The sequence below is a fragment of the Paenibacillus sp. FSL W8-0186 genome, assembly GCF_037969765.1.
Lineage (GTDB): Bacteria > Bacillota > Bacilli > Paenibacillales > Paenibacillaceae > Fontibacillus > Fontibacillus woosongensis.
In genome coordinates this window covers 2,392,174-2,408,780 of record NZ_CP150207.1, presented here as the reverse complement: position 1 = coordinate 2,408,780, position 16,607 = coordinate 2,392,174, and the positions used below count along the sequence as shown (strand labels likewise).

The following is a 16,607-nucleotide window of genomic DNA, read 5'->3' as shown; positions in this document are numbered from 1 at the left end:
TTACAGCAGTCCCTCCATAAGATGAACTTTAACCAGCTTCGCCTTTACGTCCACGTCAAGCACGACATCATCTATAACAGGAAGCAGGAGCTCCTTGCGCGAAGGCATTTTGACCACCCATACATCATTTGCACCCGGGCGAAGAATCTCTTCTATGACGCCAAGCTCTTCCCCTTCTTCATCAATGACACGGCAGCCGATGATTTCATAAAAATAATACTCGTTATCCGGCAGTTCAATGGACTCCTCTTTGCTGACCTTCACATCAAACCCCTTGAATTTTTCAACCTGATTGATATTGTCGTATGCTGTAAAACGAATGATGAACGTCCCTTTATTAGGGCGTGCAGAAGCCACAGTGACTTGAACCTGTTCCCCGGTTTCCGGATGAACCAGGATCAGCTGGCTGTTCGGGGCGAAGCGCACCTCCGGGAAATCCGTGCTGGAAATCACCTTCAGTTCTCCGCGGATGCCGTGTGTATTAACTATTTTGCCAACTGACAGCAATGAATCCGACATAACGTCCTCCTTGATAAAAAATTTATCGCTTATTTCCTCATAACTCTATTTCCGGCTTCAGCTTCAGCATGTACGAAAAAGGGCTAGGACAGTCATCCTAACCCTCTTTCGTATATTTTTAAGATATGATATCCACGGTGACCCGCTTATCCATCTTAACGGCTGCCGATGCCACAACCGTGCGGAGCGCCTTAGCGATTCTGCCCTGCTTGCCGATCACTTTCCCCACATCGTCAGGATGCACGGACAGTTCGTACACAATCAGGTGTTCCTTCTCTACGACCTCCACACGGACATCGTCCGGATGATCAACAAGAGCCTTCGCAATAACGCCGACTAATTGTTCCATAAAGGGACCCTCCGAATCAGCAATTATTTCTGCTGCTTAAGCTCATGAAATTTCTTCATTACGCCTGCTTTGCTCAGCAAGTTGCGAACAGTATCAGATGCTTGCGCACCGTTTTGAAGCCATTTCAACGCTTTTTCTTCGTCAATGTTTACTGCTGCCGGTTCAGCGACCGGGTTGTAGTAACCAATTTCCTCGATAAAGCGGCCGTCACGCGGGGAACGGGAATCCGAAACCACGATACGGTAGAAAGGAGCTTTATGAGCACCCATGCGTTTCAAACGAATACGAGCTGCCATGAAAATTCACCTCCTTCAAAGAATCAAATCAATCCTATCCTAGCGGCTTAACGGAATGGAAAACGCATTCCTTTACCGGCTTTGGCCTGCATTTGCTTCATCATTTTGGAGCCCTTGCCTTTCGGCCCCATCATGTCGGAGAACTGCTTCATCATCCGGCGCATTTCATCGAACTGCTTGATCAGCCGGTTCACGTCGGCAAGCGTTGTGCCGCTGCCTGCAGCGATACGCTTGCGTCTGCTGTGGTTGATCATATCCGGATTCTGCTTCTCTTCCTTGGTCATGGAGCGGACGATCGCCTCAACACGGCCCATCTGCTTCTCATCGACCTTGATATCTTTCATCTGCTTCATCTTGCCCATGCCGGGAATCATGTCCATAATCTGGTCCAGAGGCCCCAGCTTCTTGACCTGTTCCATCTGCTCCAGGAAATCATCGAACGTAAACTCTGCATTGCGCATTTTGCGTTCCATTTCCTTCGCTTTCTCAGCGTCGATATTCGACTGAGCCTTTTCAATCAGCGAGAGCATATCGCCCATGCCGAGAATCCGTGAAGCCATCCGTTCTGGATGAAACGGCTCAAGCGCGTCGATCTTCTCGCCAAGCGCCGCAAATTTGATCGGGCAGCCGGTAACGGCTTTGACCGATAATGCCGCACCGCCGCGGGTATCGCCGTCCAGCTTGGTCAGCACAACACCTGTCAGCTCAAGCTGCTGGTTGAAGCTCTCGGCCACGTTAACGGCATCCTGACCGGTCATCGCGTCAACGACAAGCAGCACTTCATCCGGCTGTGTCACCTCATGAATCTGGCGGAGCTCTTCCATCAATTCCTCATCAACATGCAGGCGTCCCGCTGTATCGATGAGCAGGTAATCATTGCCGTTGTCCTTCGCATGCTGCAGCGCCTGACGGGCGATTTCCACCGGGCTGTTGCCTTCCGGGAGCGTGAATACCGGCACCTTGATCTGTTCGCCAAGCACCTGCAGCTGCTTAATGGCAGCTGGGCGGTAAATGTCCCCGGCCACAAGCAGTGGGCGATGGTTGCCCTTCAGCAACAGCTTGGCCAGCTTGGCCGAGGTTGTCGTCTTCCCCGCACCCTGCAGGCCCGCCATCATCACGACGGTCGGCGGACGGTTGCTCTTCGCCAGCTTCGCTTGACTGCCGCCCATCAGCTCGGTCAGCTCTTTGTTAACAATATCAATAATGACCATACCCGGCGTGAAGCTGTCCATCACTTCCTTGCCGACGGCCTTCTCCTTCACCTTGGAGATAAATTCCTTGACCACTTTGAAGTTGACGTCCGCTTCTAGCAACGCGAGCCGCACTTCTCTCATAGCTTCGTTGACATCGTCCTCCGATACCTTGCCTTTGCCGCGCAGCTTGCTGAATACGCTCTGCAATCGGTTCGTTAAACCTTCAAAAGCCATCTTCGGTCACCTCCGCTTCAAGGATTAAATACTTTCAAAATGAATACTTCCGGCAAGCCGACAGAAGTCGGCTTATCTTATCATAATTGCTCAGCCTGGTCGAGCAAGTTCCTTGCTTCTTCTTTATGTACGGCGGGCAGCTCGCTACCTGCGATAATTTCTCCCAGCCGGACAAGCACGGCGCTTCGTTCCTCATGCCTATGGAGCAGCCTAAGCTTCTCCTCATAAGCTTCCAGCATGCCTTCAGCCCGTTTGATATGCTCATAAACAGCCTGTCTGCTGATTCCGAACTCGGCGGCAATTTCGCCAAGCGAGAAGTCATCGTGGAAATAATATTTAAGGAACGTCTGCTGCTTCTCTGTCAGCAGCTTCTCATAGAAATCAAACAAAAGGTTGATCCGATTCGTCTTCTCAAGCCTATTCTCCTGACTCATATGGGCACTCCCTCCGTCAAGGAAAAACACTTTACAGCGCGCATCAACGTTCTTTATGATACATAATCAAAAGTGGGATGTCAAGTACTTTCCCTTAACATATGATCAACGCTTTGACTGCGAGCATTTTTCCTCTGAAAAACGTACAAGGCCGCTGTCGTTCAAACGGACAGCGACCTTGCTGGAATAGGGATTTTATTACGATTCGCTGCTATTTAGACCTTACCATTTCGGCAGCAGATACAGTAAAATAGCGAAGAAATGCGTCACACTGCCCCCGAGCACGAACAGATGCCAAATCGCATGATGGTAAGGAAAAGCTCGCCACACATAGAATATCGTGCCCAGCGAATATAGAACGCCCCCGGCTACCAGCAGCACGATCCCTTGCGAAGGCACCGCAGCCGTAAGCGGTCCCCAGGCGATAACGATCAGCCAGCCCATGATCAAATAGAAAAATGTGGACATGAACAAAAATCGTTTGACGAAGAATGCCTTAAACAGCACGCCGAGTATGGCAATGCCCCAAATTACCCCGAACAGGCTCCATCCAAGCGGTCCGCGAATCGCCACAAGCAAAAATGGCGTATACGTCCCGGCGATATAAAGGTAAATCGAGGAATGGTCGAAAAATTCGAACAAATCCTTCACTTTGCCTTCCTTGAAGCTGTGTACGAGAGTAGAGCAAACGTACAGCAGAAGCATGGTAACCCCATAAATTGTAAAGCTGACTACATGCCAGGCCGTCCCCTTCAAGCTCGAGAATACGATGAGCAGAACGAGCGCAGCCACGCTAAGTACAGATCCAATCCCATGGGTGATGGCATTGGCGATTTCCTCCCTGCGCGGATAAGTATGCGTATTAGCCATACTGTATCGCCTCCTATCTTTTTAATATGCTTCTCTCTAGTCTGCCGTTACTCGCCGCTGGTTTCCGCGGCTTCTTCCTCTTCCTGAATCAGGCCGGCAAACAGGCCGTGGACGAATTGCTCAGAATCGAATTTCTGTAAATCCTCCATCTTCTCTCCAAGACCAACGAACTTCACCGGAAGGCTCAGCTCTTGACGAATCGCGACAACGATGCCGCCTTTGGCCGTGCCATCAAGCTTCGTCAGCACAAGCCCGGTCACGCCGCTCTTCTCGCCGAACAGCTTCGCCTGGCTGAGCGCGTTCTGTCCGGTCGTGGCGTCCAGCACCATCAGCACTTCATGAGGGGCATCGGGAATCTCCCGCTGAATGACCCGGTAGATTTTGTTCAGCTCCTCCATCAAATTCGACTTGTTCTGCAGGCGTCCTGCCGTATCGCACAGAAGAATGTCCACGCCGCGCTGTTTCGCCGCCTGCACGGCATCATACATAACCGCCGCCGGGTCGGAGCCGGGCTGCTGCTTGACCACGTCTACGCCGACGCGCTCGCCCCATACCTCTAGCTGCTCGATCGCACCTGCACGGAACGTGTCTCCCGCAGCGAGGAGCACTTTCTTGCCCTGCTGCTTGTAATGGTGTGCCAGCTTGCCGATCGTAGTCGTTTTTCCAACGCCGTTGACGCCAACGAACAGGAATACGCTGATTCCGTCAGGATTCAGCCTCATCTCATTGTCCTCATCGCCGCGCAGCAGCTCCGTGAGCTTCTCGGACAGAATCGGCTGCAGCTCCGCCGCGTCCTCGATCCGCCGTTTCTTCACTTCACTGCGCAGTTCGTCAATCAAGGTCATCACGGTATTTACGCCGACATCCGCCCCGATTAATATTTCTTCCAATTCTTCGAAAAATTCCTCATCGATTTTCTTGCGCCGGATGACGAGATCGGCTACTTTCTCGACGAAGCCTTTGCGGCTTTTCTCAAGCCCGTCCTTAAACTGCTTCGTCACCGCCTCCGTCTTGGAGGCGATGCTATCTTTTAATTTTTTAAAGAAACTCATGAGGTTCCTCCTTAAGTAATCATCCCTGATCCAATATCAAGCTATACTCTCGCTGCTCTAATTATGCCACGGCTAGGCCGCTCAAGCAATTTCCACCGTTTCCTCATCCTCCAGCTTGACGGAGACGAGCTTAGACACCCCGCCTTCCTCCATCGTGACCCCATAGAGCACATCCGCCTCTTCCATCGTCCCTTTGCGGTGCGTCACGACGATGAACTGGGTTTGCTCGGAGAATTCGCGCAAGTACTGGGCGAATCTTGCCACGTTCGCTTCATCCAGAGCCGCTTCTACCTCGTCAAGCACGCAGAACGGCACCGGCTTGACGTGCAGGATGGCAAAGAGAAGGGCCATTGCCGTCAAAGCCCGCTCTCCCCCGGATAGCAGCTGCAGGTTCTGCAATTTCTTGCCCGGCGGCTGGGCGACAACGTCAATCCCGGTCTCAAGCAGGTTATCCGGATCAATAAGGACCAGATCCGCACGGCCGCCTCCGAACAACTTGGTGAATACCGTGCCGAATTCGCGGCGAATCGCATCGAAGGTCGTTTTGAAGCGCTTGGACATTTCGTCATCCATTTCCTTGATGACCTGGTACAGCGTCGCCTTGGCTTCCACAAGGTCATCCTTCTGCTCGCTGAGGAACTGGTAGCGCTCAGAGACACGCTCATACTCGTCAATCGCTCCCAAATTCACTTCTCCCAGAAGCGTAATTTGGCGTTTCAGCTCCTTGACTTCCGCCTGTGTCTGCGGCACATCCTCTGGAACGGCGTAACGCTGCTTCGCAAGCTCAAAGCTGAGCTCATATTCATCGCTCAGCTTGTGCAGAATGTTGTCGAGCTCCACATCCAGCCGGTTCGCTTGAATCTCAGTCTGGCGAAGCTGCTCCTCGACTGCCTTAAGACCAACTCTCTGCTCCTTGGTTTCACTCTCGCCATCTTCCAGCTTCTTCACCAGCACGCTCCGCGAAGCGCGCTCCATATCAAGCTGCTCGCTAGCTCGCTCCTTCTTCAGCTTGAAGTCGTTCAGCTCTTCCCGCTGCTTGACGCTTTGCAGCTCATTTTGCTTCAAGTCGGCCTCGATCGCTTGTAATATGCTGCGGTTCTGCTCCAGTTCCTTCTTCTGAATCTCAAACTCTTCCTGCGAACGCTGCAGCTGTTCGCGGAGGGAATGACACTCCTGATCGAGCTTGCCCTCGCGTACTTTAAGTCCAGTCAATTGATGCTGCAGCTCTTCCTTGACGGATTCATTCGCTTTGCGGGCAAACTCGGCAGCTTGAATCGACTGCCGGATCGTCTGTTCTTCCTTTTCCAGGTCCTTCAGTCTCGTTTCCGCAGAGGCTTTGCTCTTCTCCAGCTCCCCGAGCTCCTGAACATAGTGCCCTTTCTCCTGCCCGTAGAGCTCGAACTGCTCGGAGACGTGCCTCCATTCATGCTCTACTTGCTTAAGTTCACTCGTTTGCGACTGCTCTTCGGTACGCTTACTGTCGCCAGCTTCGCGCAGCTTCTCCAGCTCCTGCTCGCACTGCTTCATTTGACCGCGCACATCATTGAGTCCGCTTCTTAGCTTCTCCAGCATATCCTCGCTTTCGCGAATATCTGCGGCGAGCTGTTCGAGCTGGCGCTTCCGCCCTAACAGATTGCTATTCTTGCGATGCTGGCTTCCCCCGGTCATCGAACCGCCGGCATTAACGACGTCTCCCTCCAGCGTAACGATCCGGAAACGGTATTGGCAGCGCGCCGCCATCTTGTTCGCCCGTTCCAGGTCGCTTGCGAACACGACATTGCCCAGCAGGCTGCCGACGATGTTCGCATAGCGGGGGTCGTGGCCGACAAGCTCAGCGCCGATGCCGATGAAGCCCTCGGCTTCTTCCATCGTTCTCTTGTCTGCCGCGGACATCTGCCGGGGACGTATGACATCGAGCGGCAGGAAAGTAGCCCGTCCAAGCTGGCGCTGCTTCAAGAACGCGATCGCTTGTCGGGAGACAGCTTCATTCTCCATGACGATATGCTGCATCGCGGCTCCAAGCGCAGTCTCGACAGCAAGCTCCAGCTTCTCCGGCACCTGGATCAGCTCGGCTACGGCGCCGTGGACGCCGCCTAGCAGCGATTTACGCGAGGCCTTCAGCACTTCCTTTACCCCCAGGGCAAAGCCGTCGAAGTCCTCCTCCATCTCCTTCATCGTATCCCGGCGAGAAATCAGCGCTTCCCGCCGCTGCTCCCATTTACGTATGTTCGCAGAGCTTTCCTCGGCCAGCTTCTGCAGAGACTGCTGCCGCTCACTCTCCGTAATGTAACGGCTGCGCAGGTCGGAGATTTCCTTGGCAAGACGCTCCAGCACCTTCTCAAGCTCGGTTTTTCTACCTTTGAGCCGCTCCAGCTCATCCCGCCATTTTGCGCCTTCTTCCTCCGACCGGTCCATCCGGCGCTGGACGCTTTCCTTCTGTTGATCGGCATAGCGGATTTCATTGCGTGCTTCGGCCATTTGATTCATCGTTTCGAGCAATTGCCCCTTGAGCGCTTCCTCCTGAGCCTGGCTGATCCCGCCGGTAACACCTACGAGCTTCACTTCCTCGGCCGACAGCTCGGTTCTGAGCTCGTTCAGCTGCTTCTCGGCCTCCGCAAACTTCGCAGACAGGGCATTCAGTTCTTCCGCACGCTGTGCATAGCGCTCTTCATTGACAGCAAGCGACTGGCGCAGTTGCTCCCGGTTCTGAATCAGGTTCTTCTCGCGCTCCCGCAGCACCTCGCCGAAGCCTTCGCTCTTCTCAAAGCTCTCGCTGTACTCCAGAAGCTGCCCCTGCAGCTCATCGATATGCTCCTCCAGTTGGCGAAGCGCCAGCCGGTCGCTCTCCAGCTTAGCATCATGAGCGGATACGATAGTCGATAGCGCAAGCTGCTCCTCCTGCAGTTTGGCCAGCTTGTCGTTCGCCTCGCTCCAGTTCTCGTGGATTTTCTCAATTTGGTGGACATAGAGCGATATTTCCTTATGCTTCAGCTCCTCGCGGAGCTCTTTATAACGGAGCGCTTTCTCAGACTGCTCCTTCAAAGGGCCGATTTGGTCCTCAAGTTCACTGACAAGATCGTGAATACGCAGCAGGTTTTGTTCCGTATCATCGAGTTTGCGCCGTGCATCCCGTTTGCGGCTTTTATATTTCACAATCCCGGAGGCTTCCTCAAAAATCCCTCTTCGATCCTCGGAACGCGTACTTAAAATTTCTTCAATCCGCCCTTGCCCGATAATCGAATAAGCTTCCTTCCCGATCCCCGTATCCATGAACAGCTCGGTAATATCCTTCAAACGGCAGGATTGCTTGTTGATCATATATTCGCTGTCCCCGCTGCGATGAACCCGGCGGGTTACGGTAACTTCGCTGAAGTCGAGCGGAAGAGCTTGGTCCGTATTGTCGAGGGTTAATGAGACTTCTCCATAATTCACCGCTTTACGCGCGTCGCTGCCCGCAAAAATAATATCCTCCATCTTGCCGCCGCGGAGCGATTTGGCACTCTGCTCGCCCAGCACCCAGCGTATGCCGTCGGAGATGTTGCTCTTTCCGCTGCCGTTGGGGCCAACTACAGCCGTAATGCCGCGCACGAATTCCATTTCCGTTTTGTCGGCAAATGATTTAAATCCTGATAACTCGATTCGTTTCAAAAACATACCTTCACGATCACCTCTACCAACTATTGTAACATACAAAAAAGCTTATGGGGACAAGCAAAAAGCCCCCGTGCAGCAAGCAGCGGGGACGATCCTTAAAACATCATATGACTGTCATTCATTCAAAGATTTCAAACGTTCTAGCGCCACTGCGGCAGCCTGCTGTTCAGCTTCCTTCTTGGAACGTCCAGTTCCCTGCCCCAGCGCCCGGCCATCCATGGATACCTCGGAGACGAACTCCCGTTCATGGGCCGGTCCACGCTCCTCAATGATACGGTACTCCAGCACGCCCATGTTGTGATGCTGGGTAAGCTCCTGCAGCTCTGTCTTGAAATCCGTCGTCTGCAGCTTCCCGTTAAGCATGAACTGCGTGAATACATGCTGATGAAGGAAAGCATTAACAGCCTTCAATCCCTGATCCAGATAGAGGGCGCCGATGAACGACTCGAACACATCAGCCAGCAGCGCCGGACGAGTACGTCCGCCGGTTAATTCCTCACCCTTCCCCAGCAATACGTATTTGCCGAACTCCAGGCTTTCGGCAAACTTCACAAGCGATGGCTCGCATACGATGGCTGCGCGAAGCTTGGTCAGTTCTCCCTCTGGACGATCCGGAAACATCCGATACAAATGCTCGGATACTGTCAGCTCCAGGACAGCGTCGCCCAGAAATTCCAGGCGCTCGTTATCCTGATGCTGGCTGAACCGATGTTCATTCACATATGATGCATGGGTAAAGGCCTGTTTCAACAGCTGTCGGTTTTGGAATACAATTTGAAGTTTGTGCTGTAACTGCTTCAGATCTCCACTCAACAGACTGACCCCTTATGCTTCAAATTTCTTCAGAACGATAGTGGCATTGTGACCGCCGAACCCGAAGGAGTTGGACATAGCTACATTGACATCTGCGGCTCTCGCTACATTGGGCACGTAATCCAAATCGCATTCCGGATCCTGGTTCTCCAGATTGATCGTTGGTGCAATTTTGCTGTTCTTGATCGTTAGACCGCAAATCACGGCCTCCACGCCACCCGCTGCGCCTAGCAAATGACCTGTCATCGATTTCGTCGAGCTGACGGCCACTTTGCGCGCGTGCTCTCCCAGCGCCCCTTTGATTGCGATCGTCTCGGAGCGGTCGCCTGCAGGAGTTGACGTACCGTGGGCATTGATATAATCAACCTCACTTACATTAATGCCCGCTTCGCGAATCGCCATCTCCATGCATCGGCGCGCTCCGTTTGGATCCGGATCGGTCATATGATGCGCATCAGCGCTTAACCCGTAACCGATCACTTCCGCATAAATTTTCGCTCCGCGCTTCTGCGCGTGCTCCAAGGACTCCAGCACGAGAACCCCCGAGCCTTCGCCCATAACAAAGCCGTCGCGTCCCGTATCGAACGGGCGGCTTGCTCTCTCAGGCTCATCATTACGGGTCGACATCGCCCGCATCGAGCAGAATCCGGCGAGACCGGTAGGTCTGATCGTTGCTTCTGCGCCGCCGCAAATCATGACATCGGCATCGCCACGCTGAATTAGTTTATACGAATCGCCAATGGAATGAGTTCCGGTCGCGCACGCCGTTACAGCTGTACTGTTTGGTCCTTTCGCACCGAACAGTATTGACACGTGGCCGGAAGCCATGTTCGCAATCATCATCGGAATGAAGAAAGGGCTTACGCGTTTTGGGCCTTTTTGCAGCAAAATGTTATGCTGATCTTCCCAGGTTCCCAGTCCGCCAATTCCCGAACCGATAATAACGCCGACGCGCTCAGGATCAACCTGCTCACCAATCACGAGGCCGCTGTCTTTAATAGCACTCGTAGCCGCCGCCGCTGCAAATTGAACGAAACGGTCCATCTTGCGCGCTTCCTTGCGGTCTACGTAATCTTCGGCATTGAAGTCTTTCACCGAAGCGGCGATCCGGGTCGGATATTCGCTAACGTCGAACGATTCAATCGCGGATACCCCCGATTTTCCCGCCATGAGATTATTCCAGAACGTATCCAAGTCTTGACCGAGGGATGTAACGACTCCCATACCGGTTATTACCACTCTATGCTTCAAACACACTCACCTCGTCTAGATCGCATGTGCAATACAGTAATGTAAATAACTAATGTAAATCTGATGATTTGCTAAGATGAGGAGAAGTCCCGCCTACAAAGGAGGTACGGGACTTTGAATGACATTAGGTATGAGATTGTATGTAGTTTACAACTTCACCTACGGTCGTAATCTTCTCAGCATCTTCATCTGAAATTTCCAAATCGAATTCATCTTCGAGTTCCATGACCAATTCGACTACATCCAGCGAATCAGCACCCAGGTCATCTTTGAAAGACGCTTCAAGCGTCACTTCAGCTTCATCTGCGCCGAGGCGATCCACTACAATGCGTTTTACGCGCTCCAATACATCGGACATCCGGTTCACCTCCTCCTTCGTATTATACGAAAATTAAAATCAAAATGCCATAGAAGCGAGACTCGAAATCACATATACATCCCGCCGTCTACATGCAGGGTCTGCCCCGTCATATAAGACGCTGCGTCGGAAGCCAGGAATACCGCGACTTTCGCGATTTCTTCCGGCTGCCCAAGACGTGCGAGCGGAATATCGCTGAGCAGATTCTGCCGCAAATCTTCCGGCAGCTGATCTGTCATATCCGTCGCAATGAATCCCGGCGCAATGCAGTTCACCGTAATGTTCCGGCTAGCCAGCTCGCGGGCGGACGATTTCGTAAGGCCGATTACACCCGCCTTGGCCGCCACGTAGTTGGCCTGTCCGGCATTTCCTAGCACGCCCACTACAGACGAAATGTTGATGATACGGCCGGAGCGCTGCTTCATCATTGGACGGGTAACCGCTTTGATGCCGTTGAATACGCCTTTGAGATTCGTCTCGATGACGGCGTCGAACTCTTCTTCTTTCATCCGCATAATTAGATTATCTCTAGTAATTCCAGCGTTATTCACCAGAATATCGATTCGGCCCCAAGTATCCAAGGTCTGCTTGACGATCGCCTCGAATTGAGCGCTATCTCCGACATGCCCTTTGACAGCGAACGCCTGAACGCCAAGAGCCTCGATTTCGGCGACGACGCGAGCCGCCGCTTCCTCATTGCCCGCATAATTGACGGCCACGTTCGCCCCTGCTTCCGCAAGCGCCAGCGCAATAGCGCGTCCAATGCCGCGAGAGGCCCCCGTAACCAGAGCTGCCTGACCACTAAGCAATTTCGTCATTGTACTCTCTCCTTTCCTAGGATATACTGAGCCGTTACAGTACTAGACCGTCTATCGCAAGCTACAGCAGCGCGGCTGCCGTCTGCTCCAAGCTCTCCAGGCTATTTACGTTATACGTTGTTACGCCTCGGTTAATTTTCTTGATCAGCCCGGTTAATACGCTGCCGGGGCCGATTTCCACGAAGGTATCTACGCCCTGATCGATCAGCCAAGCAACGCTGTCCTCCCATAGAACCGGCGAATACACCTGTTCCACAAGCAGACGGGAAATCCCCTCCCCCCGCTGCACTGCGCCTGCCGTAACATTGGCTACGACAGGGATCGAAGCGTCGCCAATGGCAATCTGTTCCAGCTTGCCGGCCAGTTTCTCCGCTGCCGATTTCATGAGCGACGAGTGGAACGGGCCGCTAACTTCAAGCGGAATCGCCCGCTTGGCGCCAATTTCCTTGACACGCTGGACGACGGCGTCTACGCCTGCTTTGCTGCCGGAAACTACGATTTGGCCGGGGCAATTGACGTTCGCCAGCTCAACCAGGCTTCCGCCAGCTGTAATGTCAGCGCATAAGGCGGCTAGTGCCTCGCGCTCTCCGCCAAGCACTGCAGCCATTGCGCCTTGGCCGCCTGGAACGGCTTGCTCCATGAACTCGCCCCGCGCCCGTACGGTTGCAACGGCGTCACTGAAACTGAGCGCTCCAGCTGCCGTAAGCGCGCTGTATTCCCCGAGACTGTGTCCCGCTACGAAGTCCGGCTTGATTCCTTTAGCCGCAAGAGCCTGATATAACGCTGCGCTAGTCGTCAGCAGCGCAGGCTGCGTATTCGCCGTCTGCTTCAATTCCGTATCCGGGCCTTCAAAAATAAGGCGAGTCAACGGAAAGCCAAGAATCTCATCCGCCTGCTCGAACAACTGCCGGGATTCCGGCACAGATTCATAGATGTCCTGACCCATTCCTACGCTTTGCGAACCTTGACCCGGAAATACAAATGCCAGCTTACCCATAAATTCGTCAGCACTCCTTCACTCTATAAAGCATGCAAAGAACGTAGTTACGCTCTCTCGCATCATAATCCATAGTATGATTACCAGACAAGCACGGATGCGCCCCAAGTGAGGCCGCCGCCAAAGCCAACGAGAAGCAAGGTGTCGCCTTCCTTCACACGGCCTTCCTCCACGGCTTCCACAAGTGCAAGAGGAATCGATGCCGCCGAGGTATTCGCATATTTATCCACGTTTATGACGCATTTCTCCTCCGGTAGATCAAGCCGCTGCATAGCGGATTGAATAATGCGGATGTTCGCCTGATGCGGAACGAACAGATCGATTTCGCTCTTATCCTTGCCGGCTTTGCGGAGCACTTCCTCCGTCGCCGTTCCCATGACGCGAACGGCAAATTTGAACACTTCCCGGCCGTTCATGTAGATGAAATGCTTGCCGCTGCGTACCGTCTCTTCAGACGCCGGGCAGCGCGATCCGCCGCCTTCAAGCTTGAGCAGCTCTCCCCCCGCTCCTTCGGCCCCCAGATCAAAAGACAGGAAACCTCTGCCTTCCGGAACCTCGCCGAGCACAACCGCTCCGGCCCCGTCTCCGAACAAGACGCAGGTGTTGCGATCCGTGTAGTCCGTTATGCGGGATAAGGCATCCGCCCCAATAATCAGGGCATTGTTGTACATCCCGGTCTGAATGAAGCCGTTGGCCGTAGCGAGGCTGTACACAAATCCGGAGCAGGCTGCGGACAAATCAAAAGCTGCCGCTTTCTTCGCTCCGAGCTTCTCCTGCAAAATGCAGGCCGTGGACGGAAACGTCATATCCGGTGTGATCGTCGCCACAATGATCAACTCGATATCTTCAGCGGCGAGTCCTGCCGATTTCAAAGCCTGAACTGCCGCCTCGTAAGCCAAATCCGAAGTCGCCTGATCCGGAGCCGCAATGTGACGCTCGCGGATTCCCGTCCGCGAAACGATCCATTCGTCGTTAGTCTCTACCATCGTCTCCAGTTCGGCGTTCGTTAACACCCGTTCAGGCACGTATTTACCTGTTCCGATAATGCCTACTGAACGTGATTTCATCATTCTACCACTCGCTTCCCGCTGATTTCCTGTGCTATGCTCTCCGTCAGTCGACTCTGAATTGCTGTTCTGGCCTGCCTTACCGCATTCTTGATCGCTTCGCCATCGGAGGAACCATGCCCCTTAACCACAAGTCCACTAAGACCAAGGAGCGGAGCTCCGCCGTGTTCCTTGTAGTCGAGCGTCTTCTTCATTCCCCGAAGAGAAGGCATTAACATAGCAGCGGCCAGTTTGTTCTTCAGCGATTTGGAGAACTCCTGCTTCAAAATCGAGAATATCGTGCCCGCCGTGCCTTCCAGCGACTTCAGCAAAATATTGCCCGCGAACCCGTCGCAAACCAGCACATCGCAAGCGCCCGTCAGAATATCGCGAGCCTCTACATTGCCGACGAAATGAATTGGAAGCTGCTGAATGAGCGGATAAGCCGCCTTCGTCAGCTCATTGCCCTTCATTTCCTCTGTGCCGACATTCAGGAGACCGACGCGCGGACGGCTGATGCCGTGCACCTTCTCCCGGTAAATGCTGCCCATCAGGGCGTACTGAGCCAGATGCTCCGGCTTCGCGTCCATGTTAGCGCCCAGATCAAGCGCCAGCACCCCCCGCTCGTCCACCGTCGGAATCATCGGAGCCAGCGCTGGGCGCTCGATTCCGTCCATCCGTCCTACGACGAGCAGACCTGTCGTCATCAGCGCGCCCGTGTTGCCAGCGGAGATCATCGCTTCGGCTTCGCCTTCGCGCACAAGCCGGCCCGCCACAACCATAGAGGCGTCTTTCTTGCGGCGCACCGCGCGCACAGGCTCATCATCCGCCTCAATGACCTCTGAAGCATGATGAATCTTCAAATTGGCAGGCACAGCCGAATCCTTCAGCAGCGGTTCGAGCTGCGCCTGGTCACCGACGAGAATAATTTCGATATCATTCCATTCCTTCGCTGCGGCAAGAGCACCTTCGAGCGTACTCTTCGGCGCGTGGTCTCCACCCATGGCATCAATGGCGATTCTCATGCTGACTTCCTCCTTCGTTATTGTCCTCTACCGCGGAGCGGTAAATGACGAAGTTCCCTTGGAACACCATCTCTTCGCCAACGTAGGTGAACACTTCGACCTTGGCCTTGCCCTTGTTGCCGGAAACTGGACGGACATATGCTTTGGCGATGCACTTCTCGCCCAAATGAACCGGACGGATAAACCGGATATCCGCCGAGAATGTGAGCGCAATCTCATCGTTAATGACCGCTACAGCCAATGAGTTGGCCTGCGCAAAAATATGATGTCCCCGCGCGATGCCCGTCCGTGAAAAGACATGTTCCTTGCTTATTTCAAAAATAGATATTCCGCTCTTATCCAACTGCAAATCGACGATTTCACCAATAACCTCATGCAGCGGCAATGAACGCACCTGGTCATAGGATCGTTCCGCCATCAGCTTCATCCGTTCGCGCAGCTCAGGAATACCGAGCTCCATCCGGTCTAGCCGGATCGTCTGGATGCTCACCTTCAGCTGCCGGGTCAGCTCCTGATCTGTGACGAAAGGATTCTCTTCGATCAGTTTGACGAGCTGCTGCTGCCTCGCCCTCTTGGGCAAACGTTCGATGGGTAACACCCCCGAGTGATCACTTTTTTTATGTAAAACGAACCTCTTCGGTTTAGAACCTGGTACTAAGATAGAGTATAAAACATCTCCCTGCAAAAATAAAGAGAATTCATAATCCGCCCTGCAATTTCCATATCCAGCAATAAAAAACAGCACTCCGTGGAGTGCTGTTTAGGAGATATTATCTGGAATTAACCTTTGATAACTTCTCTTGCTTTGTATGTTCCGCATACTTTACATACGTGGTGAGCAAGCTTCAATTCTCCGCATTGTTCACATTTTACCATGCCCGGCACAGCCAATTTGAAGTGCGTGCGGCGTTTGTCGCGGCGCGTCTTGGACGTTCTCCGTTGAGGTACTGCCATGGTTCCCACCTCCTTAATGAAGTCAACCTTATTACGGTGTCACATTGTAATCTCATTTTTTGAAAAAGTCACCTAGCGCTGCCAGCCGCGGATCGATCCGCTCGTTCTTGCAGCCGCAATCCCGTTCGTTCAAGTCCGTTCCGCAGCTGGGACAAAGTCCCTTGCAGTCTTCCTTGCAAACGGCAGCATATGGAAGATTGAGAAGCAATGCCTCTTCAATATATGGATTCAAATCCACCTGATCATCGGCAATCAGCCGGATGTCATCTTCTTCTTCATTCTGCCCTTCTTCTACGGGGGTGTCAATGCGTTTGAAGGTTTCCTCAAATTCGATATCGACTTTATGCTTCAAAGGCTTAAGGCAGCGGGAGCAGGACATGTCCATTTCCGCGGACAGCGTGCCTGTCACCTCAACTACGTTCCCTTCCGCGTACACAGCTGTCAAGTCGCATACAAGCGGACTCATGCCGTGAATGTCATTGCGCCCTTTGACGACATGACTCATATCCAGAGCATCATGCAGCTGCTTCGGCCCGTCGTGAGAGGCCATTTGGCGAAATCTAAAATCCATGAGTATCACTCCAAACAAACAAAAATTATTATACCGATTTTAAGTAAGTTTTGTCAACAGCAAAGCGGGAAACAATAGCTGCCGTCCCATTAATATTACACATACCCGCACAAAACGTCCATGCACATGCTGCCAGAAACGCAAATCGCGTTTTTTAGCGGCCGTTATCGGCC

At 53.2% G+C, this 16,607-nt stretch carries 18 protein-coding genes; all 18 read right to left on the bottom strand.

Annotation, left to right across the window (positions count from 1 at the left end):
* Entirely contained in the window at positions 1-519 is a 519-nt protein-coding gene (rimM, locus tag MKX50_RS10815; protein ID WP_213588644.1) for a ribosome maturation factor RimM, read from the bottom strand.
* A 118-nt stretch (positions 520-637) separates the two neighbouring features.
* Positions 638-868, bottom strand: a complete 231-nt coding sequence (locus MKX50_RS10810) for a KH domain-containing protein (RefSeq protein ID WP_019638108.1) — start codon at positions 866-868, stop codon at positions 638-640.
* Between the two features lie 23 nt (positions 869-891).
* A complete protein-coding gene (rpsP, locus tag MKX50_RS10805) occupies positions 892-1,164 on the bottom strand; it encodes a 30S ribosomal protein S16 (RefSeq protein ID WP_019638109.1) in 273 nt (90 codons plus the stop codon).
* A gap of 47 nt (positions 1,165-1,211) precedes the next feature.
* A complete protein-coding gene (ffh, locus tag MKX50_RS10800; RefSeq protein ID WP_213588645.1) occupies positions 1,212-2,591 on the bottom strand; it encodes a signal recognition particle protein in 1,380 nt (459 codons plus the stop codon).
* 80 nt (positions 2,592-2,671) lie between these two features.
* Entirely contained in the window at positions 2,672-3,025 is a 354-nt protein-coding gene (locus MKX50_RS10795; RefSeq protein ID WP_213588646.1) for a putative DNA-binding protein, read from the bottom strand.
* Positions 3,026-3,247: 222 nt separating this feature from the next.
* Complete coding sequence (locus MKX50_RS10790) at positions 3,248-3,895, bottom strand: hemolysin III family protein (RefSeq protein WP_213588647.1); 648 nt, start codon at positions 3,893-3,895, stop codon at positions 3,248-3,250.
* A gap of 47 nt (positions 3,896-3,942) precedes the next feature.
* Positions 3,943-4,947 carry a signal recognition particle-docking protein FtsY gene (gene ftsY / locus MKX50_RS10785; RefSeq protein ID WP_213588648.1) on the bottom strand — a complete coding sequence of 335 codons (1,005 nt, stop codon included), beginning with the start codon at positions 4,945-4,947 and terminating at the stop codon, positions 3,943-3,945.
* 81 nt (positions 4,948-5,028) lie between these two features.
* Positions 5,029-8,601, bottom strand: coding sequence for a chromosome segregation protein SMC (smc, locus tag MKX50_RS10780; protein ID WP_213588649.1), 3,573 nt, complete (start codon positions 8,599-8,601; stop codon positions 5,029-5,031).
* A gap of 114 nt (positions 8,602-8,715) precedes the next feature.
* Positions 8,716-9,414 (bottom strand): ribonuclease III, encoded by a 699-nt coding sequence (gene rnc, locus MKX50_RS10775; protein ID WP_213588650.1) that lies wholly within the window; start codon positions 9,412-9,414, stop codon positions 8,716-8,718.
* Between the two features lie 12 nt (positions 9,415-9,426).
* Positions 9,427-10,665 (bottom strand): beta-ketoacyl-ACP synthase II, encoded by a 1,239-nt coding sequence (fabF, locus tag MKX50_RS10770; protein WP_213588651.1) that lies wholly within the window; start codon positions 10,663-10,665, stop codon positions 9,427-9,429.
* A gap of 124 nt (positions 10,666-10,789) precedes the next feature.
* Positions 10,790-11,023 (bottom strand): acyl carrier protein, encoded by a 234-nt coding sequence (acpP, locus tag MKX50_RS10765; RefSeq protein WP_019638123.1) that lies wholly within the window; start codon positions 11,021-11,023, stop codon positions 10,790-10,792.
* 68 nt (positions 11,024-11,091) lie between these two features.
* A complete protein-coding gene (fabG, locus tag MKX50_RS10760) occupies positions 11,092-11,841 on the bottom strand; it encodes a 3-oxoacyl-[acyl-carrier-protein] reductase (protein ID WP_155608917.1) in 750 nt (249 codons plus the stop codon).
* 61 nt (positions 11,842-11,902) lie between these two features.
* Positions 11,903-12,838 (bottom strand): ACP S-malonyltransferase, encoded by a 936-nt coding sequence (gene fabD / locus MKX50_RS10755; protein ID WP_339159599.1) that lies wholly within the window; start codon positions 12,836-12,838, stop codon positions 11,903-11,905.
* Positions 12,839-12,918: 80 nt separating this feature from the next.
* Positions 12,919-13,908, bottom strand: a complete 990-nt coding sequence (locus MKX50_RS10750) for a beta-ketoacyl-ACP synthase III (RefSeq protein WP_213588653.1) — start codon at positions 13,906-13,908, stop codon at positions 12,919-12,921.
* Complete coding sequence (gene plsX, locus MKX50_RS10745; RefSeq protein WP_213588654.1) at positions 13,905-14,909, bottom strand: phosphate acyltransferase PlsX; 1,005 nt, start codon at positions 14,907-14,909, stop codon at positions 13,905-13,907. The genes MKX50_RS10750 and plsX overlap by 4 nt, the downstream gene beginning before the upstream one ends.
* A complete protein-coding gene (gene fapR, locus MKX50_RS10740) occupies positions 14,893-15,489 on the bottom strand; it encodes a transcription factor FapR (RefSeq protein WP_055108504.1) in 597 nt (198 codons plus the stop codon). Before fapR ends, plsX begins: the two co-directional genes overlap by 17 nt.
* Positions 15,490-15,689: 200 nt before the next feature.
* Positions 15,690-15,863 carry a 50S ribosomal protein L32 gene (gene rpmF / locus MKX50_RS10735; RefSeq protein WP_055108505.1) on the bottom strand — a complete coding sequence of 58 codons (174 nt, stop codon included), beginning with the start codon at positions 15,861-15,863 and terminating at the stop codon, positions 15,690-15,692.
* A 52-nt stretch (positions 15,864-15,915) separates the two neighbouring features.
* A complete protein-coding gene (locus tag MKX50_RS10730) occupies positions 15,916-16,434 on the bottom strand; it encodes a DUF177 domain-containing protein (RefSeq protein ID WP_213588655.1) in 519 nt (172 codons plus the stop codon).
* Positions 16,435-16,607 lie beyond the last annotated feature (173 nt).

Excerpts from the sequence above, each read along its gene's own strand:
- ftsY (WP_213588648.1), bottom strand. The coding sequence starts at position 4,947 with ATGAGTTTCTTTAAAAAATTAAAAGATAGCATCGCCTCCAAGACGGAG.
- rpmF (WP_055108505.1), bottom strand. The coding sequence starts at position 15,863 with ATGGCAGTACCTCAACGGAGAACGTCCAAGACGCGCCGCGACAAACGC.
- MKX50_RS10790 (WP_213588647.1), bottom strand. The coding sequence starts at position 3,895 with ATGGCTAATACGCATACTTATCCGCGCAGGGAGGAAATCGCCAATGCC.
- ffh (WP_213588645.1), bottom strand. The coding sequence starts at position 2,591 with ATGGCTTTTGAAGGTTTAACGAACCGATTGCAGAGCGTATTCAGCAAG.
- fabG (WP_155608917.1), bottom strand. The coding sequence starts at position 11,841 with ATGACGAAATTGCTTAGTGGTCAGGCAGCTCTGGTTACGGGGGCCTCT.
- MKX50_RS10730 (WP_213588655.1), bottom strand. The coding sequence starts at position 16,434 with ATGGATTTTAGATTTCGCCAAATGGCCTCTCACGACGGGCCGAAGCAG.
- acpP (WP_019638123.1), bottom strand. The coding sequence starts at position 11,023 with ATGTCCGATGTATTGGAGCGCGTAAAACGCATTGTAGTGGATCGCCTC.
- rpsP (WP_019638109.1), bottom strand. The coding sequence starts at position 1,164 with ATGGCAGCTCGTATTCGTTTGAAACGCATGGGTGCTCATAAAGCTCCT.
- MKX50_RS10750 (WP_213588653.1), bottom strand. The coding sequence starts at position 13,908 with ATGATGAAATCACGTTCAGTAGGCATTATCGGAACAGGTAAATACGTG.
- fabD (WP_339159599.1), bottom strand. The coding sequence starts at position 12,838 with ATGGGTAAGCTGGCATTTGTATTTCCGGGTCAAGGTTCGCAAAGCGTA.
- rimM (WP_213588644.1), bottom strand. The coding sequence starts at position 519 with ATGTCGGATTCATTGCTGTCAGTTGGCAAAATAGTTAATACACACGGC.
- smc (WP_213588649.1), bottom strand. The coding sequence starts at position 8,601 with ATGTTTTTGAAACGAATCGAGTTATCAGGATTTAAATCATTTGCCGAC.
- plsX (WP_213588654.1), bottom strand. The coding sequence starts at position 14,909 with ATGAGAATCGCCATTGATGCCATGGGTGGAGACCACGCGCCGAAGAGT.
- MKX50_RS10795 (WP_213588646.1), bottom strand. The coding sequence starts at position 3,025 with ATGAGTCAGGAGAATAGGCTTGAGAAGACGAATCGGATCAACCTTTTG.
- MKX50_RS10810 (WP_019638108.1), bottom strand. The coding sequence starts at position 868 with ATGGAACAATTAGTCGGCGTTATTGCGAAGGCTCTTGTTGATCATCCG.